The sequence below is a fragment of the Streptomyces sp. NPDC111606 genome (assembly GCF_055656945.1).
In genome coordinates this window covers 349888-375472 of sequence record NZ_JBVKBY010000005.1, presented here as the reverse complement: position 1 = coordinate 375472, position 25585 = coordinate 349888, and the positions used below count along the sequence as shown (strand labels likewise).

General features: G+C 70.3%; 19 protein-coding genes. 9 read left to right on the top strand and 10 right to left on the bottom strand.

Annotated elements, in window-relative coordinates; all coding sequences use genetic code 11:
• The first annotated feature begins 8 nt into the window (after positions 1 to 8).
• The 4 genes from ACZ7M7_RS20360 (at position 9) to ACZ7M7_RS20345 (ending at position 6734) form a co-directional block, all read left to right on the top strand.
• The gene (locus ACZ7M7_RS20360; protein WP_383599153.1) at positions 9 to 1094 is read left to right on the top strand and encodes a quaternary amine ABC transporter ATP-binding protein; all 1086 of its coding nucleotides are present in this window, start codon (positions 9 to 11) and stop codon (positions 1092 to 1094) included.
• Positions 1094 to 3097 (top strand): ABC transporter permease, encoded by a 2004-nt coding sequence (locus ACZ7M7_RS20355; RefSeq protein WP_472118771.1) that lies wholly within the window; start codon positions 1094 to 1096, stop codon positions 3095 to 3097. The genes ACZ7M7_RS20360 and ACZ7M7_RS20355 overlap by 1 nt, the downstream gene beginning before the upstream one ends.
• 13 nt (positions 3098 to 3110) lie before the next feature.
• The gene (locus tag ACZ7M7_RS20350) at positions 3111 to 4082 is read left to right on the top strand and encodes an ABC transporter substrate-binding protein (RefSeq protein ID WP_383629388.1); all 972 of its coding nucleotides are present in this window, start codon (positions 3111 to 3113) and stop codon (positions 4080 to 4082) included.
• 213 nt (positions 4083 to 4295) lie between these two features.
• Complete coding sequence (locus ACZ7M7_RS20345) at positions 4296 to 6734, top strand: GcvT family protein (RefSeq protein ID WP_472118766.1); 2439 nt, start codon at positions 4296 to 4298, stop codon at positions 6732 to 6734.
• 6 nt (positions 6735 to 6740) lie between these two features.
• Here the strand turns inward: ACZ7M7_RS20345 and ACZ7M7_RS20340 are convergent, their stop codons facing one another.
• On the bottom strand, positions 6741 to 7538 hold the full coding sequence (locus ACZ7M7_RS20340) for an IclR family transcriptional regulator (protein WP_472118763.1): 798 nt from the start codon (positions 7536 to 7538) through the stop codon (positions 6741 to 6743).
• 130 nt (positions 7539 to 7668) lie between these two features.
• On the opposite strand from ACZ7M7_RS20340, the gene ACZ7M7_RS20335 reads away from it, so the two are divergent.
• Both ACZ7M7_RS20335 and ACZ7M7_RS20330 read left to right on the top strand, forming a co-directional pair.
• Positions 7669 to 8088: a YciI family protein gene (locus ACZ7M7_RS20335; protein WP_472119275.1), complete on the top strand. Its 420-nt coding sequence runs from the start codon at positions 7669 to 7671 to the stop codon at positions 8086 to 8088.
• A gap of 8 nt (positions 8089 to 8096) precedes the next feature.
• Positions 8097 to 9242 carry an RNA polymerase sigma factor gene (locus ACZ7M7_RS20330; RefSeq protein ID WP_472119272.1) on the top strand — a complete coding sequence of 382 codons (1146 nt, stop codon included), beginning with the start codon at positions 8097 to 8099 and terminating at the stop codon, positions 9240 to 9242.
• Between the two features lie 24 nt (positions 9243 to 9266).
• Here the strand turns inward: ACZ7M7_RS20330 and ACZ7M7_RS20325 are convergent, their stop codons facing one another.
• Positions 9267 to 12506 (bottom strand): AfsR/SARP family transcriptional regulator, encoded by a 3240-nt coding sequence (locus ACZ7M7_RS20325; RefSeq protein WP_472118760.1) that lies wholly within the window; start codon positions 12504 to 12506, stop codon positions 9267 to 9269.
• 234 nt (positions 12507 to 12740) lie between these two features.
• On the opposite strand from ACZ7M7_RS20325, the gene ACZ7M7_RS20320 reads away from it, so the two are divergent.
• Complete coding sequence (locus tag ACZ7M7_RS20320) at positions 12741 to 13640, top strand: NAD(P)-dependent oxidoreductase (protein WP_472118757.1); 900 nt, start codon at positions 12741 to 12743, stop codon at positions 13638 to 13640.
• A gap of 190 nt (positions 13641 to 13830) precedes the next feature.
• Here ACZ7M7_RS20320 and ACZ7M7_RS20315 read toward each other — a convergent pair whose 3' ends face one another.
• The 4 genes from ACZ7M7_RS20315 to ACZ7M7_RS20300 form a co-directional block, all read right to left on the bottom strand.
• Positions 13831 to 14304, bottom strand: a complete 474-nt coding sequence (locus tag ACZ7M7_RS20315) for a hypothetical protein (RefSeq protein WP_472118754.1) — start codon at positions 14302 to 14304, stop codon at positions 13831 to 13833.
• Positions 14301 to 15608: a hypothetical protein gene (locus tag ACZ7M7_RS20310; protein WP_472118751.1), complete on the bottom strand. Its 1308-nt coding sequence runs from the start codon at positions 15606 to 15608 to the stop codon at positions 14301 to 14303. Before ACZ7M7_RS20310 ends, ACZ7M7_RS20315 begins: the two co-directional genes overlap by 4 nt.
• Positions 15608 to 16159 carry a hypothetical protein gene (locus tag ACZ7M7_RS20305; protein WP_472118748.1) on the bottom strand — a complete coding sequence of 184 codons (552 nt, stop codon included), beginning with the start codon at positions 16157 to 16159 and terminating at the stop codon, positions 15608 to 15610. Before ACZ7M7_RS20305 ends, ACZ7M7_RS20310 begins: the two co-directional genes overlap by 1 nt.
• A 427-nt stretch (positions 16160 to 16586) precedes the next feature.
• Positions 16587 to 18413, bottom strand: coding sequence for an ABC transporter ATP-binding protein (locus ACZ7M7_RS20300; protein WP_472118744.1), 1827 nt, complete (start codon positions 18411 to 18413; stop codon positions 16587 to 16589).
• A 120-nt stretch (positions 18414 to 18533) separates the two neighbouring features.
• Here ACZ7M7_RS20300 and ACZ7M7_RS20295 point away from each other — a divergent pair, with 120 nt between their 5' ends.
• Together ACZ7M7_RS20295 and ACZ7M7_RS20290 are read left to right on the top strand one after the other, a co-directional pair.
• Positions 18534 to 19145: a TetR/AcrR family transcriptional regulator gene (locus ACZ7M7_RS20295; RefSeq protein WP_472118741.1), complete on the top strand. Its 612-nt coding sequence runs from the start codon at positions 18534 to 18536 to the stop codon at positions 19143 to 19145.
• Positions 19142 to 20026 carry an SDR family oxidoreductase gene (locus ACZ7M7_RS20290; protein WP_472118738.1) on the top strand — a complete coding sequence of 295 codons (885 nt, stop codon included), beginning with the start codon at positions 19142 to 19144 and terminating at the stop codon, positions 20024 to 20026. The genes ACZ7M7_RS20295 and ACZ7M7_RS20290 overlap by 4 nt, the downstream gene beginning before the upstream one ends.
• A gap of 401 nt (positions 20027 to 20427) precedes the next feature.
• Here ACZ7M7_RS20290 and exaC read toward each other — a convergent pair whose 3' ends face one another.
• The 4 genes from exaC to ACZ7M7_RS20270 all read right to left on the bottom strand — a co-directional run bounded on the left by exaC (position 20428) and on the right by ACZ7M7_RS20270 (position 25211).
• Positions 20428 to 21951 carry an acetaldehyde dehydrogenase ExaC gene (gene exaC / locus ACZ7M7_RS20285; protein ID WP_472118735.1) on the bottom strand — a complete coding sequence of 508 codons (1524 nt, stop codon included), beginning with the start codon at positions 21949 to 21951 and terminating at the stop codon, positions 20428 to 20430.
• Positions 21952 to 22093: 142 nt separating this feature from the next.
• Positions 22094 to 23371, bottom strand: coding sequence for a GAF domain-containing protein (locus ACZ7M7_RS20280; protein WP_472119269.1), 1278 nt, complete (start codon positions 23369 to 23371; stop codon positions 22094 to 22096).
• Between the two features lie 118 nt (positions 23372 to 23489).
• Positions 23490 to 24089 carry an N-acetylmuramoyl-L-alanine amidase gene (locus ACZ7M7_RS20275; protein ID WP_472118733.1) on the bottom strand — a complete coding sequence of 200 codons (600 nt, stop codon included), beginning with the start codon at positions 24087 to 24089 and terminating at the stop codon, positions 23490 to 23492.
• Between the two features lie 111 nt (positions 24090 to 24200).
• Positions 24201 to 25211 carry an acetamidase/formamidase family protein gene (locus ACZ7M7_RS20270; protein ID WP_383629394.1) on the bottom strand — a complete coding sequence of 337 codons (1011 nt, stop codon included), beginning with the start codon at positions 25209 to 25211 and terminating at the stop codon, positions 24201 to 24203.
• Positions 25212 to 25585 lie beyond the last annotated feature (374 nt).

Here is a 25585-nt window from a genome sequence, read left to right as displayed (position 1 = left end):
GGTCGAACGTGACCACACAGACCGAGGTGCCGCAGCGGCGCGGCACGCCCGAGGACTCGGGCTCCACTCCGGTCATATCCGTGCGCAGGCTGTGGAAGGTGTTCGGGCCGAAGGCCGACCAGGTGCCGGACTCCGAGGAGTTGCGCGGCCTCACCCGCCGCGAGCTCATGGACCGCACCGGATGCACCGCCGCGGTACGGGACGTCCACTTCGACGTCTCGCCCGGCGAGGTGTTCGTCGTCATGGGTCTGTCCGGCTCCGGCAAGTCCACGCTGGTGCGATGTCTGACCCGGCTGATCGAACCCACCGCCGGCGAGATCGTCTTCGAGGGCGAGGACATCCGCAAGGCCGACGCGGGACGCCTGCGCGACCTGCGGCGCCGCAAGTTCTCCATGGTCTTCCAGCACTTCGGTCTGCTGCCCCACCGCCGCGTCATCGACAACGTGGCGTTCGGGCTGGAGATCCGCGGCATGGGCAGGGCGGAACGGGCCAAGCGGGCCATGGAGGTCGTCGAACTGGTCGGCCTCGCCGGCTACGAGAACTCCTACCCCGACCAGCTCTCCGGTGGCATGCAGCAGCGCGTCGGACTCGCCCGCGCGCTGGCCGGCGAGCCGGACGTGCTCTTCTTCGACGAGCCGTTCTCCGCGCTCGACCCGCTGATCCGGCGCGACATGCAGAACGAGGTCATCCGTCTGCACCACGAGGTCGGCAAGACCATGGTGTTCATCACCCACGACCTCTCCGAGGCCCTCAAGCTGGGCGACCGCATCCTGATCATGCGCGACGGCAAAATGGTCCAGTGCGGCACCGGCGACGAACTGGTGGGCGCCCCCGCGGACGACTACGTACGCGAGTTCGTGAAGGACGTGCCGCGCGGCGACGTGCTGACCCTGCGCTGGATCATGCGCCCGGCGCAGCCCGACGACGCCCTGGACGGACCGGAGTTGGGACCCGACGTCGTGGTGCGCGAGGCCACCCGGGCCGTACTGGCCGCCGACAAGCCGGTCAAGGTCGTCGAGAACGGCAAGCTGCTCGGCATCGTCGGCGACGACGAGATCCTCGCGGTGGTCGCCGGGCGGGAAGGCGACGCGTGATGACCGTCGCCGTGGAGAAACCCGAGAAAACCGGGGCCGTCGAGGAGCAGACCGCTCCCGCCGGGATCGAGCGCAGAATCAGCCGGCCCATGGTGGTCGCCGCGATCCTGGTCGTCTGGCTGGTGCTGTTCCTCGTGCTGCGCGGCAAGCAGACCCTGACCCTGGCGGCGGCCGACCTGACCGATCTGCACCGGTGGTTCAACGACGTCAACGACTCGGTCGGCGCGAACCGCAACTCCAACCCGCTCTTCCTGTACTTCTTCAACGAGATCCGGCTGGTCATCGACTCCCTGGTGACCTTCGTCCAGGAGCTGATCTCACAGCCCACCCCCGGCCGGCCCGTCCCGCAGATCGGCTGGCTGGGTGTCGTCGGCATCGCCGGCTACGTCTCCTGGGCCGTGGGCAACTGGCGGGTCGCGCTGCTCGCCGTGGCCGGCTTCACCTTCCTGGGCCTTCAGGGCCTGTGGCAGGAGAGCATGGACACCCTGGCGCTGACCGTCTCCGCGGTCTTCGTGGCTCTGCTGTTCGCGATCCCGCTGGGCGTGTGGGCGGGGCTGTCCGACCGGGTCAACCGGATCGTGACGCCCTTCCTGGACTTCATGCAGACGATGCCGACCTTCGTCTATCTGGCACCGCTGACGCTGTTCTTCCTCATCGGCCCGGCCTCCGCCACCATCGCCACGCTGATCTACGCGGCACCGCCCGCGATCCGGATCACCGCGCACGCCATCCGCTCCGTTCCGACGACCACGGTCGAGGCGGCCGACTCGATGGGCGCCACGCGACGGCAGACCCTGACGAAGGTGCTGCTGCCGATGTCCAAGCGGACCGTGGTGATGGGCGTCAACCAGACCATCATGGCCGCCCTGGCCATGGTCACCATCGCGGCCCTGATCGACGCGCCCGGCCTCGGCAAGACCGTCGTCCAGGCACTCCAGTCCCTCGACGTCGGCACGGCCTTCAACGCGGGCCTGGCCATCGTCGTCATGGCCATCGTGCTGGACCGGGTCACCACCGCGGCGAGCGTACGCGAGGAGGCGGCCCGGCGTTCGAAGAACCGCTTCCAGGCCTGGCGGCGCCCGCTGCTGGGCGCGGGCGCGGCCGTCGCGGCCGTCCTGGTCTTCCTCTCCCACACCTATGTGTGGGCGGCGGAGTTCCCCGGCGAGGGCGGCGTCGGCAGCGCCATCTCCAGCGGGGCGGACAACGTGACCACCTGGGCGCAGGACAACCTGGGGGGCCTCACCAACGCCATCCGTGACGTCATCACCACCGGTCTGCTCAACCCGTTCCAGACGCTGCTCACGGACTCCCCGTGGTGGCTCGTCGGCGCGGCCCTGATCGCCCTCGGCGTCGTCGTCGGCGGCCTGCGCGCCGGCATCACCACGGCGGTCTGCGTGGGCCTGCTGGTCGGCACCGGGGTGTGGTCGGACAGCATGACCACGCTGGCGTCGACCGTCGTCGCCACGGTCCTCGTCATGCTGCTCGGCATCGGCTTCGGCGTGTGGATGGGCCGCAGCGCGCTGGTGGACCGGCTGGTCCGCCCCACCCTGGACGCGGCCCAGGTCATGCCGCCGTTCGTCTATCTCGTGCCGTTCCTCGCCCTGTTCGGCGCGACCCGCTTCACCGCGATCGTCGCCGCCGTCGTCTACGCGGCCCCCGTCGCCATGAAGATCATCGCCGACGGGGTGCGGAACGTGCCGGCGACCACCGTGGAGGCGGCCACCTCCGCCGGGTGCAACACCTGGCAGATCATCACCAAGGTCCAGCTGCCGATGGCACGCAGCGCCCTGACCCTCGCGACCAACCAGGGCCTGATCTATGTGCTGTCGATGGTCGTGGTGGGCGGCCTGGTGGGCGCGGGCGCCCTCGGCTACGACGTCGTGGCCGGCTTCTCACAGGGCCAGCTGTACGGGAAGGGGCTCGCCGCGGGGCTCGCCATCGTCCTTCTCGGAGTCATGTTCGACCGGATCACTCAGGCAGCGGCGCGACGTGCCGGCGCATAAGGAGTCACTGATCATGGCAAGGCAAGCAACACACTGGAGATACGGCGTGGCCGGCATCGCCGTCCTCGGTCTCACCCTCACCGCGTGCGGCGGCGCGAAGGTCGGCGACGACAGCGCCGGCGGCTCGGACGGTTCCGGCAAGTGCGGCACCTTCAACCTCGCGATCAACCCGTGGGTGGGCTACGAGGCCAACGCGGCCGTCGTCGCGTACGTCGCGGAGCAGGACCTCGGCTGCAAGGTGGTCAAGAAGGACCTGAAGGAGGAGATCGCCTGGCAGGGCTTCGGGACGGGCGAGGTCGACGCCGTCATCGAGAACTGGGGTCACGACGATCTGAAGAAGAAGTACATCACCGACCAGAAGACCGCCGTCGACGCCGGCCCGACCGGCAACAAAGGCCTCATCGGCTGGTACGTGCCGCCGTGGCTGGCCAAGGAGCACCCGGACATCACCGACTGGAACAACCTCGACAAGTACGCGGCCGAGTTCAAGACGTCCGAGTCCGGCGGCAAGGGCCAACTCCTCGACGGCGACCCGTCGTTCGTCACCAACGACGAGGCCCTGGTGAAGAACCTGAAGCTGGACTACAAGGTGGTGTACGCGGGCAGCGAGGCCGCCCTCATCCAGGCCTTCCGCAAGGCGGAGAAGAACAAGGAATGGGTGATCGGCTACTTCTACGAGCCGCAGTGGTTCATGTCCGAGGTGCCGCTCGTCAAGGTCAAGCTGCCGGAGTACAAGACGGGCTGCGACGCCGACGCGGAGAAGATCGCCTGCGACTACCCCGTCTACGAGCTGGACAAGATCGTCAGCGCGAAGTTCGCCAAGTCGGGCAGTCCCGCCTATGACCTGGTCAAGAACTTCACCTGGACCAACGAGGACCAGAACGCCGTGGCGAAGTACATCGCGGTCGACAAGATGACCCCCGAGGCCGCGGCCAAGAAGTGGGTCGAGGCCAACCGCGACAAGGTGGATGCCTGGGTCAAGTAGGCCCTCGGCAGGCCCTTCACGGATGCCCGGTGGGCGGTGCGAGCGGGATGCGCACCGCCCACCGGGCATCGCCGTGTCCGGGCGTGTTTCCCGAGGTCGCGGACCCCTTGACACCCACCTGCACGACGGGCACATTGAGTTGCGCAACCTGAACCAAGTTGCGTGAGCAGCAACTGGATCGGATCGACTGGTTAGCCAACCGGAGGTGCGGCGATGGCGGGTCCCCGAGTGGTCATCATCGGAGCGGGAGTCGTCGGTGCGGCGCTCGCGGACGAGATCTCCGCGCGAGGCTGGACCGAAGTGACCGTGGTCGACCAGGGCCCGCTCCCCGCCACCGGGGGCTCCAGCTCGCACGCCCCGGGCCTGGTCTTCCAGACCAACTCCTCCAAGACCATGACCGAGCTGGCCCGCTACACGGTCGAGAAGCTCTGCTCCCTGGACGTCGACGGCCGGCCGTGCTTCCTCCAGGTCGGCGGCCTGGAAGTGGCGACCACGCCCGAGCGGCTGACGGAACTGCGGCGCCGCCACGGCTGGATCACCGCCTGGGGCATCGAGTCCCGGCTGCTGAGCGCCGAGGAGTGCGTCGAGCAGCACCCCCTGGTCAACCCCGACCGGGTCCTCGGCGGGCTCCTGGTCCCGACGGACGGGCTCGCCAAGGCCGTGCTCGCCGTCGAGGCGCAGATCCGCCGGGCCACCGAACGCGGCGTGCGCTTCCTCGCCCGCCACGAGGTCCTCGACGTCCGGCAGGCCGACGGCCGCGTCACCGGCGTCCACACCGACCAGGGCGAGATTCCCGCCGACATCGTGGTGTGCTGCGCCGGCATCTGGGGCCCGAGGATCGCCCGCATGGTCGGCATGAACCTGCCGCTGACCCCGCTCGCCCACCAGCTCGCCTGGACCGGCCCCGTCCCGGCCCTGGCCGGCCAGGCGGCGGAGGCGGTCCGCCCGATCCTGCGCCACCAGGACGCCGACCTCTACTACCGCGAACGTTTCGACGGCATCGGCATCGGCTACTACGGCCACCGCCCGATGCCGATCTCCGCCGACGACATCCTCTCCGTCGACGAGGCCGACGACATGCCCTCGGTCCTGAAGTTCACACAGGAGGACTTCGAGGACGCCTGGACCGAGACCCGGTCCCTGCTGCCCGCCACGAAGGACGCCAAGGTCGAGGAGGGCATCAACGGCCTGTTCTCCTTCACCACCGACAACTTCCCGCTCCTCGGCGAGTCCCCGGACGTCAAGGGTTTCTGGGTCGCCGAGGCCGTCTGGGTCACCCACTCCGCGGGCGTGGGCCGGGCCATGGCCGAGTGGCTGGTCGACGGGTACTGCTCCTCTTTCGACCTGCACGAGTGCGACGTCAACCGCTTCGAGCCGCACCAGCTCGCCCCGGAGTACGTCCTGGCCCGCGACTGCCAGAACTTCGTCGAGGTCTACGACATCCTCCACCCCCTGCAGCCCTCGGGCGACCCGCGCCCGATCCGCACCAGCCCCTTCCACACCCGTCAGCGCGAGCACGGCGCCTTCTTCCTGGAGGCGAACGGCTGGGAGCGCCCGCACTGGTACGAAGGCAACGCGGCGCTGACCGAGGGCCGTTCAGTCCCCACCCCCAACGACTGGGCCGCGCAGTACTGGTCGCCCATCGTCGGCGCCGAGGCCCAAGTGACCCGCGAGACGGTCGCGTTGTACGACATGACGGCCCTCAAGCGGCTGGAGGTGACCGGCCCCGGTTCGGCGGCCTTCCTGGAGCGGCTGTGCACCGGCAAGGTCGCGAAGTCGGTCGGCTCCGTGACGTACACCCTCCTCCTGGACCACGACGGCGGCATCCGCAGCGACATCACCGTCGCCCGCCTGGCCCGTGACCGGTTCCAGGTCGGCGCCAACGGCAACCTCGACCTCGACTGGTTCACCCGCCACCTGCCCGCCGACGGCACGGTCCAGGTCCGCGACATCACCCCCGGGACCTGCTGCATCGGCCTGTGGGGCCCGCTCGCCCGCAAGGTCCTGCAGCCCCTGACGGACGAGGACTTCTCGAACGACGGCCTGAAGTACTTCCGCGCCAAGCCCGCCTACGTCGGCAGCGTCCCGGTGACGGCGATGCGCCTGTCGTACGTCGGCGAACTCGGCTGGGAGCTCTACACCACCGCCGACCAGGGCCTGAAGCTGTGGGACACCCTGTGGCAGGCGGCCGAGCCGCTGGGCGGCATCATCGCGGGCCGCGGCGCCTTCAACAGCCTCCGGCTGGAGAAGGGTTACCGCTCCTTCGGCACCGACATGACCTACGAGCACGACCCGTACGAGGCCGGCGTCGGCTTCGCCGTCAAGCTCGACAAGGACGACTTCATCGGGAAGGCGGCCCTGGAGCGCCGCAAGGCGGCGGTACGACGGAAGCTGACCTGCCTCACCATCGACGACCCGCAGTCCGTCGTCATGGGCAAGGAGCCGGTGTACGACGGCGACCGCCCGGTCGGCTACGTCACCAGCGCGGCCTACGGCTACACGATCGGCAAGGGCATCGCATACGCGTGGCTGCCGAGCGAACTCACGGCTCCCGGTACGGCCTTGCACATCGGCTACTTCGACCAGCGGGTCGAGGCGGTCGTGGCCGAGGAGCCGTTGTTCGATCCGTCGATGTCCCGGCTCCGCGGGTAAGGGTGTTCAGTCCGGAGACCCCATCCGGTGGCTGATCTCGTCCGCGCCCCTCATCAGCACCGGGGCGAGCTCGTGGATGCGCTCCTCGGTGAGGCGGTACGCGGGGCCGGAGGCGCTGAGGGCGGCGACGACGTCGCCCTCGCGGGACCGGATCGGGGCCGCGACGGCGTGCAGTCCGATCTCGAGTTCCTCCAGCGTCACCGCGTATCCGCGCTCCCGGGTCTCGGCCAGGTTCTTCTCCAGCTTGGTCTTCGCGGTGAGCGTGTGCGGGGTCATCTTCTGCATTCCGGACGCCGCCAGCACCTCGGCGCGCTCCTTCGCCGGCCGGTGGGCCAGCAGGATCTTGCCGCTCGACGTGGCGTGCACCGGGGTCAGCCGCCCGACCCAGTTGTGCGCACCGACCGCTCCCGGGCCCCGTACCTGATAGAGGTTGACGGCGTAATGCTCCTGCAGGACCGCGATGTTGACCGTCTCGCCGATCTCCTCGCTGAGCCGCTCGCACACCGGCCGGCCCTGCTGCGTGATGTCCAGGCGGCTCGTGACCGCGCCCGCCAGCCGCACGATCCCGAAGCTGAGCCGGTACTTGCCCCGCTCGGCCGTCTGCTCGACGAGACCGCGCGACTCCAGCGCACCGAGGAGGCGGAACGCGGTCGACTTGTGGACTTCGATCTCGGCGGCGACCTCGCTGACACCCGCCTCACCGCGCTGAGCGAGGATCTCCAGGACGCTGACAGCACGGTCGACGGACTGCACGCCACTCACCGCGGGACCTGCTGTTTCTCCATCTGCCGCGTGGTTGCTCATAGCGCAACTATACGGCGGCCCCCGAAAGCTGCCCCAAGAATGTGGCCGCGGATGTCGAGAACCCGCGACCTGCTCCGTCCCCGGGGTGAACGCGACCACAATGGGTCGCACCAGCACCGAGGAGAACATCATGGCCAAGTACCTGCTGCTCAAGCACTACCGCGGCGCTCCTGCGGCGGTCAACGACGTGCCGATGGCCCAGTGGGCGCCCGAGGAGATCTCGGCGCACGTGCAGTACATGCAGGACTTCGCGGACCGGCTCGAGAAGTCCGGCGAGTTCGTCGACAGCCAGGCGCTCGCCCCCGAAGGGAGCTGGGTCCGGTTCGACGGTGAGGGGCGCCCGCCGGTCACCGACGGCCCGTTCGCCGAGACCAAGGACCTCATCGCCGGGTGGATGGTGATCGACGTCGACAGCCACGAGCGCGCCGTCGAACTGGCCGGGGAACTGTCCGCCGCCCCCGGCGCGGGCGGCAAGCCGATCCACGAGTGGCTGGAGGTGCGCCCGTTCCTGGGCGCGGCGCCCACCACCACGGAGTGCTCCTTCAAGTGACCTCATCGATCGACGAGGCCCTGCTCAGGAGCCTCACGCCGAGCGTGCTCGCCATCCTCGTCCGCCGCGGAGCCGACTTCGTGGCGGCCGAGGACGCCGTACAGGACGCGCTGGTCGAGGCGTTCCGCGTCTGGCCTGCCGACCCTCCGCGCGATGCGAAGGGCTGGCTGGTCACCGTGGCCTGGCGCAAGTTCCTCGACGCGACCCGGTCGGACGCCGCCCGCCGCCGGCGTGAGGACCTCGTGGACGAGGAGCCCGCGCCCGGGCCCGCGCCCGCGGTCGACGACACGCTCCAGCTCTACTTCCTGTGCGCCCACCCCTCGCTCACGCCGTCGTCGGCGGTCGCGCTCACCCTGCGCGCCGTCGGCGGGCTGACCACGCGGCAGATCGCCCAGGCCTACCTGGTGCCCGAGGCGACCATGGCGCAGCGCATCAGCCGCGCCAAGCGCACCGTCTCCGGCGTGCGGTTCGACCAGCCCGGCGACGTCGCCACCGTGCTGCGCGTCCTCTACCTCGTCTTCAACGAGGGCTACTCCGGCGACCTCGACCTCGCCGCCGAGGCCATCCGGCTCACCCGGCAGCTGGCGGCCGCGATCGACCACCCCGAGGCGGCGGGGCTGCTCGCCCTCATGCTGCTCCACCATGCCCGGCGCGCGTCGCGGACCGGGCCCGACGGCAGCCTGGTGCCGCTGGCCGAGCAGGACCGCGGCAGGTGGGACACCAAGTCGATCGCCGAAGGCGTCGACATCCTGCAGGCGGCGCTCGCCCGCGACCGGCTCGGCGAGTTCCAGGCCCAGGCCGCGATCGCGGCACTCCACGCCGACGCGCCCGTCGCCGAGGAGACCGACTGGGTGCAGATCGTCGAGTGGTACGACGAGCTCACGCGTCTGACCGACAGCCCGGTCGTCCGCCTCAACCGTGCGGTGGCCGTGGGCGAGGCCGACGGACCGCGCGCGGGCCTCGCGGCGCTCGCGGAGCTGGACGGCTCGCTGCCCCGCCACGCCGCGGTGGCGGCGTATCTCCACGAGCGCGACGGCGACCTGGCGACGGCGGCACGGCTCTACGCCGAGGCGGCCCAGCAGGCCCCCAACCTCGCCGAACGCGACTACCTGACCCGCCAGGCCGCCCGCCTCAACACCCGCCGACGACGCTGACGCCCGCGGTGGGCCACCGCCGGCTCACGGCGGCGCCGGGTGCGTGGACTCCGCCGTGGCCTGGCTCTCGTGGTCCCGTTGGGCGCCGACGGTGAACTCGTGGCTGTACGCGGCCTCGTCGATCGTGGCACGCAGCCGGCCGGAGATGCGCTCCACGTCGCCCTGCTCCGCAGGGGGGTGCGGGGCCCCGGCCCGCTCCCTGGTCGCCGCCGCCGTACCGAGCAGACGGATCGCCCGCTCCGTGGCCCCGGCCAGGGAGTGCGCACCCGCCAGGCCCTCGAGGGCCAGGGCGACCGAGCGGGGATCCTTGGTCGTGGCGGCGGCCGCGAGGCCGTCCCGGTGGTACGCGAGCGCCCGTCCGGCGTCGCCGCGCTGCTCGGCGATGAAGCCCAGCTCGGCCAGGACCAGAGCGAGGCCCGGTCCGTCGCCGCGCCGGCGGTTCCAGGCGAGCCAGGGCCGCAGCCACTCCTCGGCGGCGTCCAGCCGGCCCTGGCGCCGGGCGCTGAGCGCGAGGCCCAGCGCGGCGAACTGCTCGGCGGGCTGATTGCCCTGTTCGACCGCGAGCCGCAGGGCACGCGTGTGCAGGTCGTCGGCCTCGTCGTAGCGCTGGGTGAGCACCGCGATCCTGCCGAGGCCCGACAGCTTCGTGGACATCTCCGGCCAGGTCTCCAGAGCCTGGGCGATCCGCAGACTCTCCCGGTGCAGCCGGCCCGCCCGGTCGTAGTCGCCGTTGATCTCGGCGAGCCTGCCGAGCACATCGGTCGTCTTCAACCGGCCCCACAGGTCACCCAGCTCCGCGAACTGGGCGCGCGCCTCCTCGGCGTTGCCGCGCAGCGACTCCAGGTCACCTCGGGCCAGGGCGAAGCAGGCACGTGTGGTCAGTGCGGCGGCGATGCCCCACGCGTCGCGCAGGGTGCGGAAGCGGACCAGGACGCGCTCGACGCGCCGCTCGCCCGCGGCCAACGCCCCCACCGTCCACTGCGCGTGCGCCAGGAACCACTGAGCCCTGGCCGACTCCGGGGTGGACGCGGGATCGTACGCGTCCAGGGCGTCGCACTCCCGGTCGTGCTCGCCGAGCAGCAGGCGGATGCCCGTGTACCAGAACTCCGCCTCCCCGCGCTCCTCGGGCGCGGCCTCGCCCGGTGTGTCCAGGGCTGTGGCCAGCGCCCTGCGGGCCTCACCCAGCCGGCCCCGGACGTACCAGTACCAGGTCAGCGAGTTGACCAGGCGCAGCGCCTCCCGCGCGGCCCCGGCCCGGGCGGCCTCGGCCAGCGCGCGCTGCACATTGCCCGCCTCCAGGTCGAGGTACTGGAACCAGCGGGGCTGCTCCCGCCCGTGCAGGTGCGGCCGGGCGCGCTCGGCCAGGCGGACGCAGTGGCGCAGGTGCCGGGTCGCGGTCTCGGCGTGCTCACCGGACTCGGCGAGCCTGTCACGCGCGTAGACCGCGACGGACTCCAGCAGCCGGTAGCGCGGACCCTGCGGTCCCTCGGTGCGCACTGCCAGTGAGCGCTCCACGAGCAGGCTCAGCGCATCGAGGACGTCGGCGGGGGACACACCGCCCCCGGAACACACGTCCTCGGCCGCCCGCAGGCCGCATCCCTCGCTGAACACCGACAGCCTGCGCAGCACGGTCTGCTCCCGGACGTCGAGCAGGCTCCAGCTCCAGTCGAGCGTGGCCTGAAGGGTCCGGTGCCGTGAAGGGGCGTCCCGGTAACCGCTGTTGAGCACCTTGAAGCGGTCGTCGAGACGGTCGTGCAGCTCCCTGATGCCCAGCGATCGCACCCGGGTGGCGGCCAGTTCCAGGGCGAGCGGGATGCCGTCGAGGCGCCGGCACACATCCGCGACGAGCGGGGCGGTGGTGGCGTCGAGCACGAACTCCGGGTCCGTGGCCCTGGTCCTGTCGACGAAGAGGCGTACGGCGCCCGCGCTCGTCAGCGCGTCGAGGTCCGGCCGGCCCTCCGCGGGGAGCGACAGCGGCGCCACCGGGTACACCGTCTCGTCCCGGGTGCGCAGCGGTTCCTGGCTGGTCGTCAGGATGTGCAGGTGCGGGGCCCGACCCAGCAGCAGGCCGGCCAGCTGCGCGACGGCCTCCACGACGCGTTCGCAGTTGTCCAGCACGAGCAGCAGCCGCCGGCCGGCCAGCGCGCTCGCCAGGCGTTCCGTCGGGTCCTTGGCGTCGTCGTCCGAGGTGTTCTCGCGGATGCCCACCGTCGCCATGACCTGCGCGGCCAGCGACTCGGCGTCGGCGAACCGCTCCATGCCCCCGGCGTCCGCGAGCTCCACCAGCCAGGTGCCCTCGGCGAACGCGCCGGCCAGCTTCTGCGCCGTGGCCTGGGCGAGACGGGTCTTGCCGACCCCGCCAGGGCCCGTCAGCGTCACCAGACGGCGCCGTAAGAGCAGCGTCCGGATCGCCTGCACATCGTGCTCGCGGCCCACCAGGGGCGAGGCCGAACCGGTCGGCCCAGGACCGGCCGGCACCCCCGCGGCCGACTGCGCGGGCGGCGCCGGCCGTGCCAGAACGGGGTCGTGGCGCAAGATGGCCCGCTGCAGTGCCTCCAGGGACGGTCCGGGGGTCAGCCCCAACTCCTCGTCGAGCCGGCGCCGCAGGTCGTTGAAGCAGTCGAGCGCGTCGGAGGAGCGTCCCGCCTGGTACAGCGCCCACATCAGTGCGCCCCGCAGCCCTTCGCGCAACGGATGCTGCTCCACCAGCTCCGTCAACTCGCCCACCAGCAGGCTGTGTTCCCCCAACTCCAGCCGGACCCCGGCGTGTTCCTCCACCGCCGTGAGGCGCTCCTCCTCCAGGCTCGCCGCCGTCGGCCGCACGGACGGCTGGTCCGCGAACTCGGCGAAGGCGGGGCCGCGCCACAGACCCAGCGCCTCGGTGTACAGCGCCGACCGCGTCACCGGGTCCTCGCCGGACCTGGCCCGGGCGACCAGTTCGCGGAACCGCCCGGCGTCGAGCGCTCCGGCAGGGATGTCCAGCACGTATCCGGGTGGCCGGTGCGCGACCAGTGCACGGCCGCCAGGCTCCGCGTCCTCCAGCGCGCGCCGCAGCTGGGACACCTTGGCCTGGAGCGACGCCGTGGGCCGTGCCGTGAACGTCGAGCCGCCCCACAGGCCCTCGATGAGCCGGCCCGCCGGGACGACCTGCCCGTGGTGGGCGAGCAGATCGGCGAGGAGCATCCGCACCTTGACTTCGGGTACCCGCACGACACGTCTGCTGTCCGTGCGCACCTCCAGCGGCCCCAGTACCCCGAATTCCATGATCTCAGCGTAACCGGCTGCCGCCCGCCGCGACTTGCGACGAAAAGGGCTCGGCCACCTGCCCGAAGTGCCTGCACGCAGCGTTTCCGAAGCCGTCCGAAGTGAATCCGAAGGGGCATGCACCAAGGTTCCCCGAGGATGCGGTTCGGCGTCCTGGACCACCGCGTTCCCACCGCAACGCTTTCGCGTGCCGACCCGGTCAGCAAGACCACTTCGTACTGGAGGAACCAATTCATGTGCAGCAACCACACCTCGGTGTCGGTGTCGGTTTCCGTTCTCGGCCTCGGCCTGATGGGGCAGGCTCTGGCCGCCGCCTTCCTGAAGGCGGGTCACGCCACCACCCTGTGGAACCGTTCGGCGGACAAGGCCGACGGCCTCGTCGCGGACGGCGCGGTGCTCGCCGCGAAGCCTGCCGACGCCGTCGCCGCGAGCGACCTCGTGGTCGTGTGTGTGTCGACGTACGACGTGGTGCACGACGTCATCGGCTCACTGGGCGACGCCCTGCACGGCAAGACCGTGGTCAACCTGACCACGGGCTCCTCCGAGCAGGCCCGCCTGACCGCCGAGTGGGCGGAGAAGAACGGCGCCAAGTACCTCGACGGCGCCATCATGATCACCCCGCCCGGCATCGGCGCCGAGACCTCGGTCCTCTTCTACGCCGGCGACCAGGCCGTCTTCGACGCCCACGAGCCCGTGCTGAAGCTCCTCGGCGGCGGGACCACCTACCTGGGCACCGACCATGGCAAGCCCGCCCTGTTCGACGTGTCGCTGCTGGGCCTGATGTGGGGTGCCCTCAACAGCTTCCTGCACGGCGTCGCCATCGTGGAGACCGGCGGCGTCAAGGCGCAGGAGTTCCTGCCGTGGGCACACATGTGGCTCGACGCCATCAAGATGTTCACGGCCGACTACGCCGCCCAGATCGACGCCGGCGACGAGAAGTTCCCGGCCAACGACGCCACCCTGGAGACGCACCTGGGTGCCCTCAAGCACCTCGTCGAGGAGAGCGAGGCGCTCGGCGTCGACACCGAACTGCCCAAGTACTCCGAGGCGCTGATGGAGGGCATCATCGCCCAGGGCCACGCCAAGAACAGCTATGCCAGTGTCGTGAAGGCGTACCGCCGCCCGCAGCGGTGACCGAGTCGGGGTGGCGCTTCACCCCCTGACGAAGGGGCCGGTTCTGAATCCCCCTCGGAGCCGGCCCCTTCCACATGCCCGAACACCTGCGACGCCCTGGCGGGCTCTCCTGCGCCACTTCCAGGCCCCGAGGAACGACGGGGGCCTGGCGAGGGCGTATGCCTCGACAGGCGCGACGCGTTCCGGTATGTCAGTCTGCGTCGGTGCCCCTGGCTCTGACCGTGATCCGCGCGTAGTCGTACCCATCAGGCTCAGGCGACGGGTTGTAGGTGACCGTGAACGTTCGCCGTACGTCGCCGAAGCGGTCGGAGTACGTCACCACGGACGGGCTGGTGCGCTTCGGCTGGGCCGTGATGTCGTACGTACGGAGAAAGTCCTTGACGCTCGAGTCCTGGCTGTTGCCCACCTCGTACCGGAGCACGGCGGCGCCGTCCTTCTCCACCTTGGCGTATGTCGGTATGTAGTAGCGCCCCGCGGGCTGATGCTGATCGTGGTGCATCCCCGCCCTGCGCTCCACTGCCTCCTCCGGACCGTCACCGGCCGGCGTGAGCCACGCGATGGCCGCCCAGGCGATCACACCGAGCGTCCACACCACGCACAAGGCCAGGAACCACACCAGCCACCTGCGCCGGCGCGGCCTCGTGGGGCCCGTACGCGTACTCACCCGTTCCATGTGCGTACTTCGCTCTGTCCGCCCATGTCGTACTCCCTGGCCTGCCCCGACTGGTGGAGCCTGGCCATCTGGGCATCGGACACGTTCCCCATCGCGGGTACCGGAGTCGCCTTGGTCGCGTCCCAGTTGTAGCGGTCGTACACGTGGGTCTGGTAGCGGATCGTGGTCCTGGGCTCGCCGTCCGGGCCCGGGACGACCTCGACCTGGGCGACCGTGTTGTAGTGGAAGGAGCCGACCGCGTGATACCAGTCGGGGTCCTTCTCGGCGGTCCAGCCCTGCCAGCCGGTCTGCTGGACGAACTTCACGGGCTTCCCGGTGCGCTCGTATTCGGCGAGGGCCTGCGCCTCCCAGTTGGGGGCGTTCTCCGCGAGCTGGGCTTCCACGTTGCGATTCATGTCCGGGAGGTCGCCCATCAGCGCGTCCACGTCGATGTCCAGCGGTTCCCCGGTGTTGGAGAGGTAGTGCAGCATGTGCTTGGCCGAGTGGGGGCCACCGAGTACCGCGGGGGAGCCCATGGCGAAGAAGCCCATCTTGTTCTTGATGGCACGGTCCTCGTCGGTGGCCTCGCGGGTGTTGTAATCGCCGGAACCCTTGTCGGGCGCGGGCGGCGGGAGCAGCACTCCGCCCGCACCGGAGAAGACGCGGTTCAGATTCTTGGCACCCTCGGTGTCGGCCTTGACGGCGGCCTTGGTCCGCTCGTCCAGGACGGTGTACGCCACCGCCTTCTTGATGCGTTCGAGTTCGTAGCCGGTGTGCTCGTTGACGTCGGCGGCGTAGCTGAGGGCGGCGGTCGCGTGAGTGAGGAGGCTGTCAGCGTTCTCCTGATCCTGCCGGGCCGCCCCCGCGCTGTCCGGGTCGTTGGGCGGGTAGTCCCGCTCCGGGACGGTGACGCCTCCGCTGTTGTGCAGGGTCAGGTCCTTCGACCGGGCCATCTCCTGGGCCTCGTCGAGCCAGGTGCGAGCGAGCTCGAACCCGCGCTTCGCCGCTTCGAGCGTGGTTGCGGCAGCCTTTGCCTCGCGGTGGGCGATGGTCAATTCGTCATGCAGTACGGACAGTTGGATGCGTGCTGTCATCGCGGTCGGTCCCGCCCAGACGAAGGGCAGCTTGAGCAGGACGTTCTGGACGTGGTCCCGGGCCTCGGTGGCCGCCGCGGCCAGGTCGCCCCACTCGCCCGCCGCCCGCGACCAGGCCTCCGGACGTACGTGTTCCAGTTCCCCGACCGTGATGTCCTGCCGCTCGACCGCATCGGCATGCTCGTGATCCTCGCCCTCGGGCCGGTCGGTGAGCGATGCCATTACGCGTCCCCCTCGAGCGAAGCAAGGATCGCCTGGAAATCCCGCGCCGTACGGTTTTCCTGCGTCGTGTAATTCGTGTGCGTCTGGCGCATCTTGTCGGCCATTGAGCGGCATTGCTTGGCGAGGCGGGTGATTTCGTCGTCCCAATCGCCCGTTGTCGATTTGAGCATGCGTCCGCTGGTGAGCATCTTGTGGACCCGCGCTGTGGTGTCGGATTCCGCCAGGCCCTTGTCGGCCTTCTCGAGGATCTGCGCGGCCAGGTCCAACTCATAGGCCATCTTGCCGAGTTCGGCGTTACTCACTCCGTACCCGTTGTCGTCGGCGCCGTCGGCCTGGGTGGCGGGGGTGCTACTCGGGCCGGCGGCGGCCGACATGGCCCGGATGCGGGGATCCGGGCCGGTGAGCGGGGTCGTGGGTGCCTGGAATCGCGGGTCGGGCGCGGTGTCCGCCCCCGGCATCGGCTGCGGGCCGCCGTGCCGCTCGGGGCCGGGGTAGGTGCCCGGGGACGGGTCGAGGGTGCGGACGTTCGGGCGGGCGTCGGGTGCGGGCATGTCCAGGCGGTGACTGTTCCGGGGATCCGGGCCGGTGTTCGGCGCGGATATGGGCACCACGGAATCGGGCTCAGTACTCACAACTTCCCCCTGTGTCGACGCGGGCCCGCTGCGGGGCAGCACGCTTCAACGGCTCAGCGATCACTCGTGGTTGGACCCTAGCCGCTAGGGGCGGGAACTGCATCGATGCCTCGGCGTACGGCACTACCTGGGGGCGGTCGTGTTAGGTCGCCCTGCCCTTGAGGGGCACGTCCTTGAGCTGGCGAAGCGCCCCTACGAACCAGCGCCACCGAGTGGCCTTGTACTGACCGCCCCCGCCCGCAGCCAGCTGTTCCAGGAACAGCCGCCGAGTGCTGCCGAACAGGTCTGGGAACGACAGGAGCCGAGCACGGTCGGCCCCGCTCGCCCCCACCGCCACCGGGGCCGGTCAGCCCGTCAGGGCCGCGTCCTCCTTCTCCCGGTCCTGCGCGATCGTCGCGATGCGCAACGCTGCCACCAGGTCCCGGTACAGGTCGTCGGTGACGAGCAGTTCCTCGTGCGTTCCGGTGGCCCGGCACATGCCGTCTTCCATGACCAGGATCCGGTCGGCGTCCACGACGGTGGAGAGGCGGTGCGCGATGGTGATCACGGCGCCCCGGGAAGCGACCCGCACGACCGCGTCGTGGATCGCGGTCTCGGTCAGACCGTCGAGCTGGGCGGTCGCCTCGTCGAGGAGAAGGATCTCCGGCTCGCCGACCAAGGCCCGCGCCAGCGCGATGCGTTGCCGCTCGCCGCCGGAGATCACCGTGCCGTCGAGCGGGGTGCCGAGGCCGTTCTCCAGGGTGCGGACACGTTCGTCGAGGCGGACGTCCCGCAGGACCGCCCACAGCGCCTCCTCGTCCGCCTCGGGGTGGGTGTAGAGCAGGTTCTGTCGCAGGGTGCCCGGCACGAGGGGGGTGTCCTGCTCGACGTAGACGATCCGTTTGCGCAGCTCGGACAGGGCGTACTGGTCCAGAGGCACGCCGTCGAGGGTGATGACCCCGCTCTCCGGTTCCAGGAAGCGGAGCACGAGCGAGAACACCGTGGTCTTCCCGGCACCTGACGGGCCGACGACGGCGGTGTGCCCGCGCCGGGCGATGTCGAGGCGGACCCCGTTCAGCGCGCGGGGTGCGTCGGGAGCGTACCGGGCGTGGACGTCGTGGAAGGCGAGCACCGGAGAACCGCTGTCGGCCACGGGGGCCACGGTCCGCTCGGGGATCGCCCTGGTGTCCTCGACCGGCAGGTCCTGGATCTCCCGGATCCGCGCGGCGGCGGCGAGACCGGACTGGAGCAGTGAGGCCGACTGGCTGAGCTGGGTCATCGGATCGACGATCAGGAAGGCGTACAGGAGGAAGGTGACCAGGCCGGAGACGGTCAACTCACCGAGGCTCACCCGCCAGGCTCCGACACCGAGGATCGCCAGGATCGCGCCCTGGAAGCCGACACCGGTCAGCGTCCAGGTGAGCGCCTCGATCCTGACCGCTCGCAGGCGCTGGCGGAAGGACTCCCGTGCCTCGTCGAGGATGCGGTCGTTCTCCCACTTCTCGGCCCGGCTGGACTTCACCGTACGGATGGCGCGCATGGCGCCCTCCAGGACGCCGCCGAGCCGTCCGATCGCGGCCTGCGCTTCCTGTTGGGCCGCCGCGAGCGGGCGCATGACCAGGCCGATCACACCGGCGATCACGACGATCGTGACGAACATGACCAGCAGCAGGACCCAATCCAATGAGGCCATCAGCGCCAGCGAGCCGATGACCGTGATCACCGCGCCGAAGAACTCCAGCGCGGTGGAGGAGGCGGCCTCCCGCAGCAGCAGGGTGTCGGAGGTGACACGGGTGACCAGTTCGCCGGGGGAGCGGCGGCCGAAGCCCCCGATCGGGACGTGCAGTAACCGCTCCACCATGCCGATGCGGGCGTCGAGCACGATCTGCTCGGCCAGTCGGCCGAGCATGATCAGTCGGATCCAGCCCAGGACCGAGCCGACGGCCAGCAGGCCGACCAGCATCCAGATGGCCCGTGCGAGGGGGGAGTCGTCGGCGAGTCCGTCCAGGATTCCCTTGGTGGCCATTGGGGTGGCCAGCGTGGTGCCGGTGGTGATGGCGGTCAGCACGAAGGCCGCCAGCAGGGTCCACCGGTGCGGGCGCACGAACGACCAGAGCACTCGCATGTTGGAGAAGCGCTCCGGCGGCTTCACGGGTGGCGCGGTTACCGCCACCGTCGTGTCCTCCACGTTCACTTGCAGACCCCTTCTGTAGGACAGCGCGTGCAGTACATCCAAGATCCTAAATGGAACATTGATGTCCCAAAATAGCATGTCGGGTGCCTAGGTTGGATGATGATCTGCTACGTTCGGCACATGAGAAGCGCATCTGTGGAGTCCGGAACGCGTGGTCGTACGCGTCGCGCCATCCTTGGGGCGGCCGCCGAGGTGCTCGCCCGGGACCGCGCCGCGACGCTTGCCGACATCGCCAAGGCCGCCGAGGTCGGACGCAGCACGCTGCACCGCTACTTCCCCGACCGGGACGTACTGGTCAGGGCGGCCGTGGCCGACGCCTACCTGGTGATCCAGCAGTCGATCCAGGACGCGGCGGTGGACGAGGGGCCGCCCGCGGAAGCCCTGCGCCGACTGGTTGCGGCGATGGTGGACACGGGTGACCGGCTGCTGTTCCTGTACGGCGACTCCACCGTCCTCGAAGGCTTCGAGGCGGGCGACGAGGAGGCGGGCGCCGGGCCGGATTCCGTGGCCCGGATGATGACCGGCCTGATCAAGCGCGGCCAGATGGAAGGGGTGTTCGACCCGAGCCTCACCGTGCAGTGGATCCAGGACACGCTGTGGGCGTTGGTCTACACCGGCTGCGACTCGGCCAGCCGCGGCGTTCTGCCGCGGCACGGCGTCGCCGCTGCGGTCATCCGCATGCTCGAGAACGGCATCCGAGGGACAGAGTTGAACGGACGTGAAGTGCAGTGACGATCTTGGTGACCGGCGCGACCGGGAACGTGGGCCGGCATGTGGTCGGGGAGTTACTGAAGGCCCGTGAGGATGTACGGGCCCTGACCCGCAGGCCGGACAGTGCCGGACTGCCCGCCGGCGCGCGGGTCGTCGCGGGCGACCTGGCGCGGCCGGGGACGCTCCCGGACGCCCTGGCCGGCCTGGAGAAGATGTTCCTCTTCCCCGTACTGGAAGCGGCCCAGGAGGTGATCGACCTGGCCGTGAAGGCGGGGGTTCGCCGGATCGTGCTGCTCTCCTCCGCCTCTGTCACCGCCGGCTGGGACACCGAGTACCACCTGCCCGTCGAACAGGCCGTGGAGGCGTCCGGCGTGGAGTGGACCCACGTCCGGCCCGGCGAGTTCGCCGTCAACTCCCTGCATATGTGGGGGCCTTCGGTCCGTACGCGCCGCGCCGTCGTCGAGCCGTACCCCGACCGCGTCGGTGTCCCGATCCACGAATGGGACATCGCCGACGTCGTGGCCGCCGCGCTCGTCGAGGACCGGCACGTCGGCACCGCCTACACCCTGTCGGGACCGCAGAAGGTCACCGTCCGCGAGCAGGTGGCCGCGATCGCCGAGGCCATCGGCGAAGAGGTCCGCATCGAGACGGTCACCCCGGCCGAGGCCCGTGCCTTCTACCACGAGCAGGGCGGCTGGGCTGCGGCGAACGCCGACTTCCTCTTCGGCTACGAGGACTACTCCGGCGTCGAGTCGGACCCCGGCACGCCCGGCGACGCGGATCAGGCGGATCAGGCGGAATCCGAGACAGCCCCGGGGGCGGTCACCGCCGAGGTGGTCACCGGCCGGCCCGCGCGCCCGTACACCACATGGGCGCACGACCATGCCGACGACTTCCGCTGACCGCACCCGCGCGGGGGCACCTCCACCGTGATTGAGTCGGTTCCACCGGTACCCGGGAGCCGGACGCGAGGCCGCCCGCCGGGCCGTACGCAGCCAGTCCGCCCCTGCCTTGGCATCTAACGGAAGCCATCGGCGGAGGAATTGGGGACGCGGGCACCGGGTTCGTTCTCGTGGGAGTGCCCAGTCGAGCTCCCGAACCACCACCAGGGCGGCGAGCCCACGCGGGTGGGACACGTTGTAAGGCCCTCCGGTCACGGGCCCGCCGATCCGCGGCGCCGCCTGTGCGGCCCGCGGATGAAGACCGCACGGGTCCGCTGCCTGCGGCTCGGCTTGTCACACAGCTGTCCGCCGCGAAAGGCGCCTGACTAGCATTTCGCAGGTCAGGCGCCCATTTCTGGCGCCTAGAAGAAGCCCAGCTTCTGCGGCGAGTACGACACCAGCAGGTTCTTCGTCTGCTGGTAGTGCTCCAGCATCATCTTGTGTGTCTCACGCCCGATGCCCGACCCCTTGTAGCCACCGAACGCCGCGTGCGCCGGGTAGGCGTGGTAGCAGTTCGTCCACACGCGGCCCGCCTGGATCGCGCGGCCCGCGCGGTACGCGGTGTTGATGTCGCGGGTCCACACGCCCGCGCCCAGGCCGTACAGCGTGTCGTTGGCGATTTTGATGGCGTCGTCGAAGTCGTCGAAGGACGTCACCGAGACGACCGGACCGAAGATCTCCTCCTGGAAGATCCGCATGCGGTTGTCGCCCTCGAAGATCGTCGGCTGGACGTAGTAGCCGCCCTTCAACTCGCCTTCGTGCTCGATGCGTTCGCCGCCGGTGAGAACCCTGGCACCTTCCTGCCGGCCGATGTCCAGGTAGGAGAGGATCTTCTCCAACTGGTCGTTGGAGGCCTGCGCGCCGATCATCGTGTCCGTGTCGAGTGGGTGGCCGCTCTTGATCTGCTCCGTGCGGGCGACCGCCGCCTCCATGAACTCGGCGTACTGGCCGCGCTGGACCAGCGCCCGGGACGGGCAGGTGCACACCTCGCCCTGGTTGAGCGCGAACATCGTGAAGCCCTCGAGCGCCTTGTCCCGGAAGTCGTCGTTCGCCGCCCAGACGTCGTCGAAGAAGATGTTCGGGGATTTGCCGCCGAGTTCGAGGGTGACCGGGGTGATGTTCTCCGAGGCGTACTGCATGATCAGCCGGCCGGTCGTGGTCTCACCGGTGAACGCCACTTTGGCCACCCTGGGGCTCGACGCCAGCGGCTTGCCCGCCTCCACGCCGAAACCGTTGACGATGTTGAGCACGCCCGGCGGGAGCAGGTCGGCGACGAGGCTGAGCCAGAAGTGGATGGAAGCCGGGGTCTGTTCGGCCGGCTTGAGTACGACTGCGTTGCCGGCCGCCAGCGCGGGGGCGAGCTTCCACGTCGCCATGAGGATCGGGAAGTTCCACGGGATGATCTGCGCGACCACTCCCAACGGCTCGTGGAAGTGGTACGCCACCGTGTCGTCGTCGACCTCGCCGAGCGACCCCTCCTGCGCCCTCATCGCGCCCGCGAAGTAGCGGAAGTGGTCGATGGCCAGCGGAATGTCCGCCGCCAGCGTCTCGCGCACCGGCTTGCCGTTCTCCCAGCTCTCCGCGACCGCCAACTGCTCCAGATTCGCCGCCATACGGTCGGCGATCTTGAGCAGGATGTCTGCCCGCTCCGTCACCGACGTCCGGCCCCACGCGGGGGCGGCCGCGTGCGCCGCGTCGAGCGCCCGCTCCACGTCCGCGCCCGTGCCCCGAGCGATCTCGGTGAACGGCTGCCCGTTCACCGGCGACGGGTTCTCGAAGTACTGCCCCCGGATCGGCGGCACGTACTCACCGCCGATGAAGTGGTCGTAGCGCGCCTGGTAGGAGACGATCGCACCCTCGGTGCCGGGCGCCGCGTAACGGGTCATACTGCTCTGCCTCCCGAAGAAGCGCTGCCCGCCGTTGGGCAGCTCTCGGCGCGAGGCTAGGGACGGCGAGGTTGCAAGTACGTTGCGCGCGCCCGGGGTAGGGCCAGTACGTCGAGGGCTCTCGCCCAGGGCCGGAGTTCGGTCAGCGGGACGGGCGGCGCTCCCAAGCGGGCGGTGCCGTGAGTTCGGACTCCAGCGCGGCCAGCCGCGACCGGACCGCCGACGAAGGACGCACCGCCGCGAGGGCCCGCCATACGTCGAGGTCGTCCTCGCCCCACGGCGCGTGCGCCCAGTCGGCCAGCAGGTCGGGATCACGGCGGGCGATCAACGCCGTACGGACCCCGTCCGCGAGGCGCCGCCGGAGCCGCACCACCGCCGGTGCCTGGGAACCGGGCAGCAGCGGGCCGGCGTATGCCATGGCCGCGCCGGTGACCGCACCGGCATCCAGACGGCGTTCGACGACCGTCACGTCCGACTCGACCGGCACCGTGAGCCGGTAGGGTCGGGAGCCGAGCAGCCCGGGGGCGAGGATCCGGCGCAGGCGGGCCAGTTCGGCCCGCAGGGTCACGGGTGTCACCGATTCGTCCTCGTACAGCGCACACAGCAGCTCGTCACCGGTCAGCCCCTCCGGGTGGCGCGCCAGCAGCACCAGGATCTCGCTGTGCCGGCGACTGAGCCTGACCCGGCGGCCCCCGATGCGCAACTGCGCCTCGTCGCGGCCCAGCGCGCACAGCTCGGGGACGTCGTCGGCCGGCACCTGCGGGGCGAGCAGCGCCAGTTGGGACTCCGCGGCACGCGCCACCGCCTGCACGAACCCCAGACTGTGCGGATGCGCGAGCCCGTCGCCGCCGGTGATGTCCACCGCGCCGAGTACCCGCCCCGTGCGCGGATCGTGCACCGGCGCCGCCGCACAGGTCCAGGGCTGCACCCGGCGGATGAAGTGCTCGGCCGCGAACACCTGCACCGGCCGGTCCACCGCGACCGCCGTGCCCGGCGCGTTCGTCCCCACGGCGGTCTCCGCCCACCGCGCACCCGGCACGAAGTTCATCCGCCCCGCCTTGCGCCGGGTCGTCGGATCGCCTTCGACCCACAGCAGCCTGCCGTGCGCGTCGCACACCGCGAGCAGATGCTCCCCGTCGGCGGCGAAGGTGCCCAACAGCTCCCGGAACAGCGGCATCACCCGCGCCAACGGATGCTCAGCGCGATAGGCGCCAAGATCGCCGTCCACCAACTCCACGCTCGCGGTTCCGTCCGGACCCACACCCGCCCGCGCCGAACGCCGCCACGAATCGGCCACCACTGCACGCACCGGCTTCGGCACCGTGCCCACCTCGGTGAACGTCTCGTGGGCATGACGCAGCACCCGTACCCGCTCGGCAGGGTCGGCCCCCGGCTCCAGAGCCACCCATGGATCGGTCAACTCGGCCTCCCGGAAGGCGATGCGGCTGAGGGCATCGTCACTCCGGGTGCGCACGCGGACAACCTTTTCGACCCGGGTCACCCGAACGATGGCCACGCCGGTGACCGCGCGTGAACCCTCAGACCGCGTTGACCAACCGTATGTAGCGCTCCCAGTCCCAGTGCGGGCCGGGGTCGGTGTGGTCGGTGCCCGGCACCTCGTGGTGCCCGATGATGTGTTCGCGGTTCTTCGGTATGCCGTACCTGGTGCAGATGGCAGCCGTGAGCCGGGCCGACGCCGCGTACATGACGGCGGTGAAGTAGGAGGGTTCGTCGACCCAGCCCTCGTGCTCTATGCCGATGCTGCGTGTGTTGTGCTCCCAGTCCCCGGCGTGCCAGGCGATGTCCGCCTCGCGGACGCACTGTGACGTGTGTCCGTCGGCCGACCGGACGACGTAGTGCGCGGACACGTGCTTCCTGGGGTTCTCGAAGACGAACAGGGTCTTGGTGTAGGTGGTCTGCGTCACGTGGATGATCACCCGATCGACTGGGCGGACCGCTGGGTGGTTCGCCACCGTGTAGTTGGCGGTGCTCGCCGGGCGCCACACGGCGAGCGCATAGTCCGGTGCGGGAACATGTGCGCCGACCGGTCGCTCGGGGAGCAGGACATACGGGACGGCGGCGAGTGCGGTGCCTTGGAGGATCAGCCGGCGGCTGGGGCGTGGTCTTGCGCGTTCCAAAGGGGTTTGCCTTTCAGGGCGGAGGATTGCCTTTCAGCGTCAGCGTCAGGGGATTGTGCCTTGGGCACGGAGTGGCCGTGGGGGCTCAACGGTTGAGGTCGGCCGGGGCGCTCAACTCAGAGTCGCTGCCGTCTCCCGAAGTCGTGCGTGCACTCCGCGGTGCGTCTCGTGGGCCGGCAGCCACTGCTTGCGGATCTTGGCCACACACGTGTAGTTGGTGTCGCACACGTTGGCCAGTGGTGACTCGACGGCCTGGGTCGCGAACTGGTAGGCGTCCAGCTCGCTGAAGCCGTAGTCACGCACCAGCCACTGCACCAGGTCGAGCTGGGATATCCGGAACGCGTCCTCCAAAGGCCGGGCCGAGCCCGTCGAGATGATGTGGGTGTCCGACTCGATGCGGGGCCACGGTGTGGCAAGTCCTTTGAGCAGTTCGACGATCACCACGGTGTTCATCGCGCACTCGACCGCGACGCCGCAGGTCTCGCCCTCGCCCTGCCGGGCGTGCCCGTCGCCGAGACTGAGGAGCGCGCCCTCGACGTTCACCCCGAGATAGCAGGTCACGCCCGCCCGCATCTCGGGTGTGTCCATGTTCCCGCCGTGCGCGTCGGGCACCAGGGCGGAGCGGACCTCCAGATTGGCGGGAGCCACACCCACGGTGCCGTGCATCGGATCCATGGGCAGCTCCACCTCGATGTCACTGTCGTGGGCCCGGAACAACGCCGTACGTCGTGTCCGGTCAAGCTGCCATATCCAGACGGTCTCCGGGAGCGGCGGCTGCAGCGTGGCCGTCGTGTGCGTGGAGGTGAGCGCGCCGAAGAGGGGGACTGTGCTCGACGCGGCCCAGTCCCGGGCAGGTTCGATCGATACGAAGTGCACGGCGACGGTGTCCCCGGGCTCGGCACCCTCGATGTGGAACGGTCCGGTTTGCGGGTTGAGGTAGGGAAACTCGCACACCTCGGACACCAGGTCCTTCTCCGACCGCACCCGCCCGGCGAAGCAGTCCTCCGTGTACAGGTCGAGAACCGTGCCGGGGGCGATGCGGGCCACAGGCGGTGCGCCGCCGAACGTCCACGCGTACTGGCCGGGCTCGGGGCGCACGGTCAGGATCCTGGGGTCGCTCATCGCTGCACAGCTCCGTTCTGCGGAAGGCCGGTGGGACAGGTGGATCAGTCGGATCAGGCGGATCAGGTGGGACAGCGGGACGGGTGGGGCAGTGGGGATCGAACGATCGCGCGTCGCGCCATAGCCCTGCGATGACTGCGGCTCGCGTGAATCACGGTACGGCGTCGGCGGGTCGGGCAGAAGCGAGCATCGGTTTCCGTGGACAGCCACGTGATTGTGGATAACTCGCTCACTCACACGAGTGAACTCGGCCTGGAATCGGGCCTGTTGTGGGATCCGAAATCTGGGCCGCCGGGGATTCTGAAATCGGGCCGGCCGTGGATTCGAAGCCGGCTTTCCGCCGCCGGATTCCCGGGAGCCGGCTTGGTTCCGTG

What these genes read in the sequence shown, in the direction of transcription:
- ACZ7M7_RS20320 (WP_472118757.1), top strand. Translation starts at nt 12,741, where the DNA reads ATGTGCAGCAACCACACCTCGGTGTCGGTGTCGGTTTCCGTTCTCGGC.
- ACZ7M7_RS20325 (WP_472118760.1), bottom strand. Translation starts at nt 12,506, where the DNA reads ATGGAATTCGGGGTACTGGGGCCGCTGGAGGTGCGCACGGACAGCAGA.
- ACZ7M7_RS20350 (WP_383629388.1), top strand. Translation starts at nt 3,111, where the DNA reads ATGGCAAGGCAAGCAACACACTGGAGATACGGCGTGGCCGGCATCGCC.
- ACZ7M7_RS20335 (WP_472119275.1), top strand. Translation starts at nt 7,669, where the DNA reads ATGGCCAAGTACCTGCTGCTCAAGCACTACCGCGGCGCTCCTGCGGCG.
- exaC (WP_472118735.1), bottom strand. Translation starts at nt 21,951, where the DNA reads ATGACCCGTTACGCGGCGCCCGGCACCGAGGGTGCGATCGTCTCCTAC.
- ACZ7M7_RS20345 (WP_472118766.1), top strand. Translation starts at nt 4,296, where the DNA reads ATGGCGGGTCCCCGAGTGGTCATCATCGGAGCGGGAGTCGTCGGTGCG.
- ACZ7M7_RS20355 (WP_472118771.1), top strand. Translation starts at nt 1,094, where the DNA reads ATGACCGTCGCCGTGGAGAAACCCGAGAAAACCGGGGCCGTCGAGGAG.
- ACZ7M7_RS20305 (WP_472118748.1), bottom strand. Translation starts at nt 16,159, where the DNA reads ATGCCCGCACCCGACGCCCGCCCGAACGTCCGCACCCTCGACCCGTCC.
- ACZ7M7_RS20295 (WP_472118741.1), top strand. Translation starts at nt 18,534, where the DNA reads ATGAGAAGCGCATCTGTGGAGTCCGGAACGCGTGGTCGTACGCGTCGC.
- ACZ7M7_RS20270 (WP_383629394.1), bottom strand. Translation starts at nt 25,211, where the DNA reads ATGAGCGACCCCAGGATCCTGACCGTGCGCCCCGAGCCCGGCCAGTAC.
- ACZ7M7_RS20310 (WP_472118751.1), bottom strand. Translation starts at nt 15,608, where the DNA reads ATGGCATCGCTCACCGACCGGCCCGAGGGCGAGGATCACGAGCATGCC.
- ACZ7M7_RS20340 (WP_472118763.1), bottom strand. Translation starts at nt 7,538, where the DNA reads ATGAGCAACCACGCGGCAGATGGAGAAACAGCAGGTCCCGCGGTGAGT.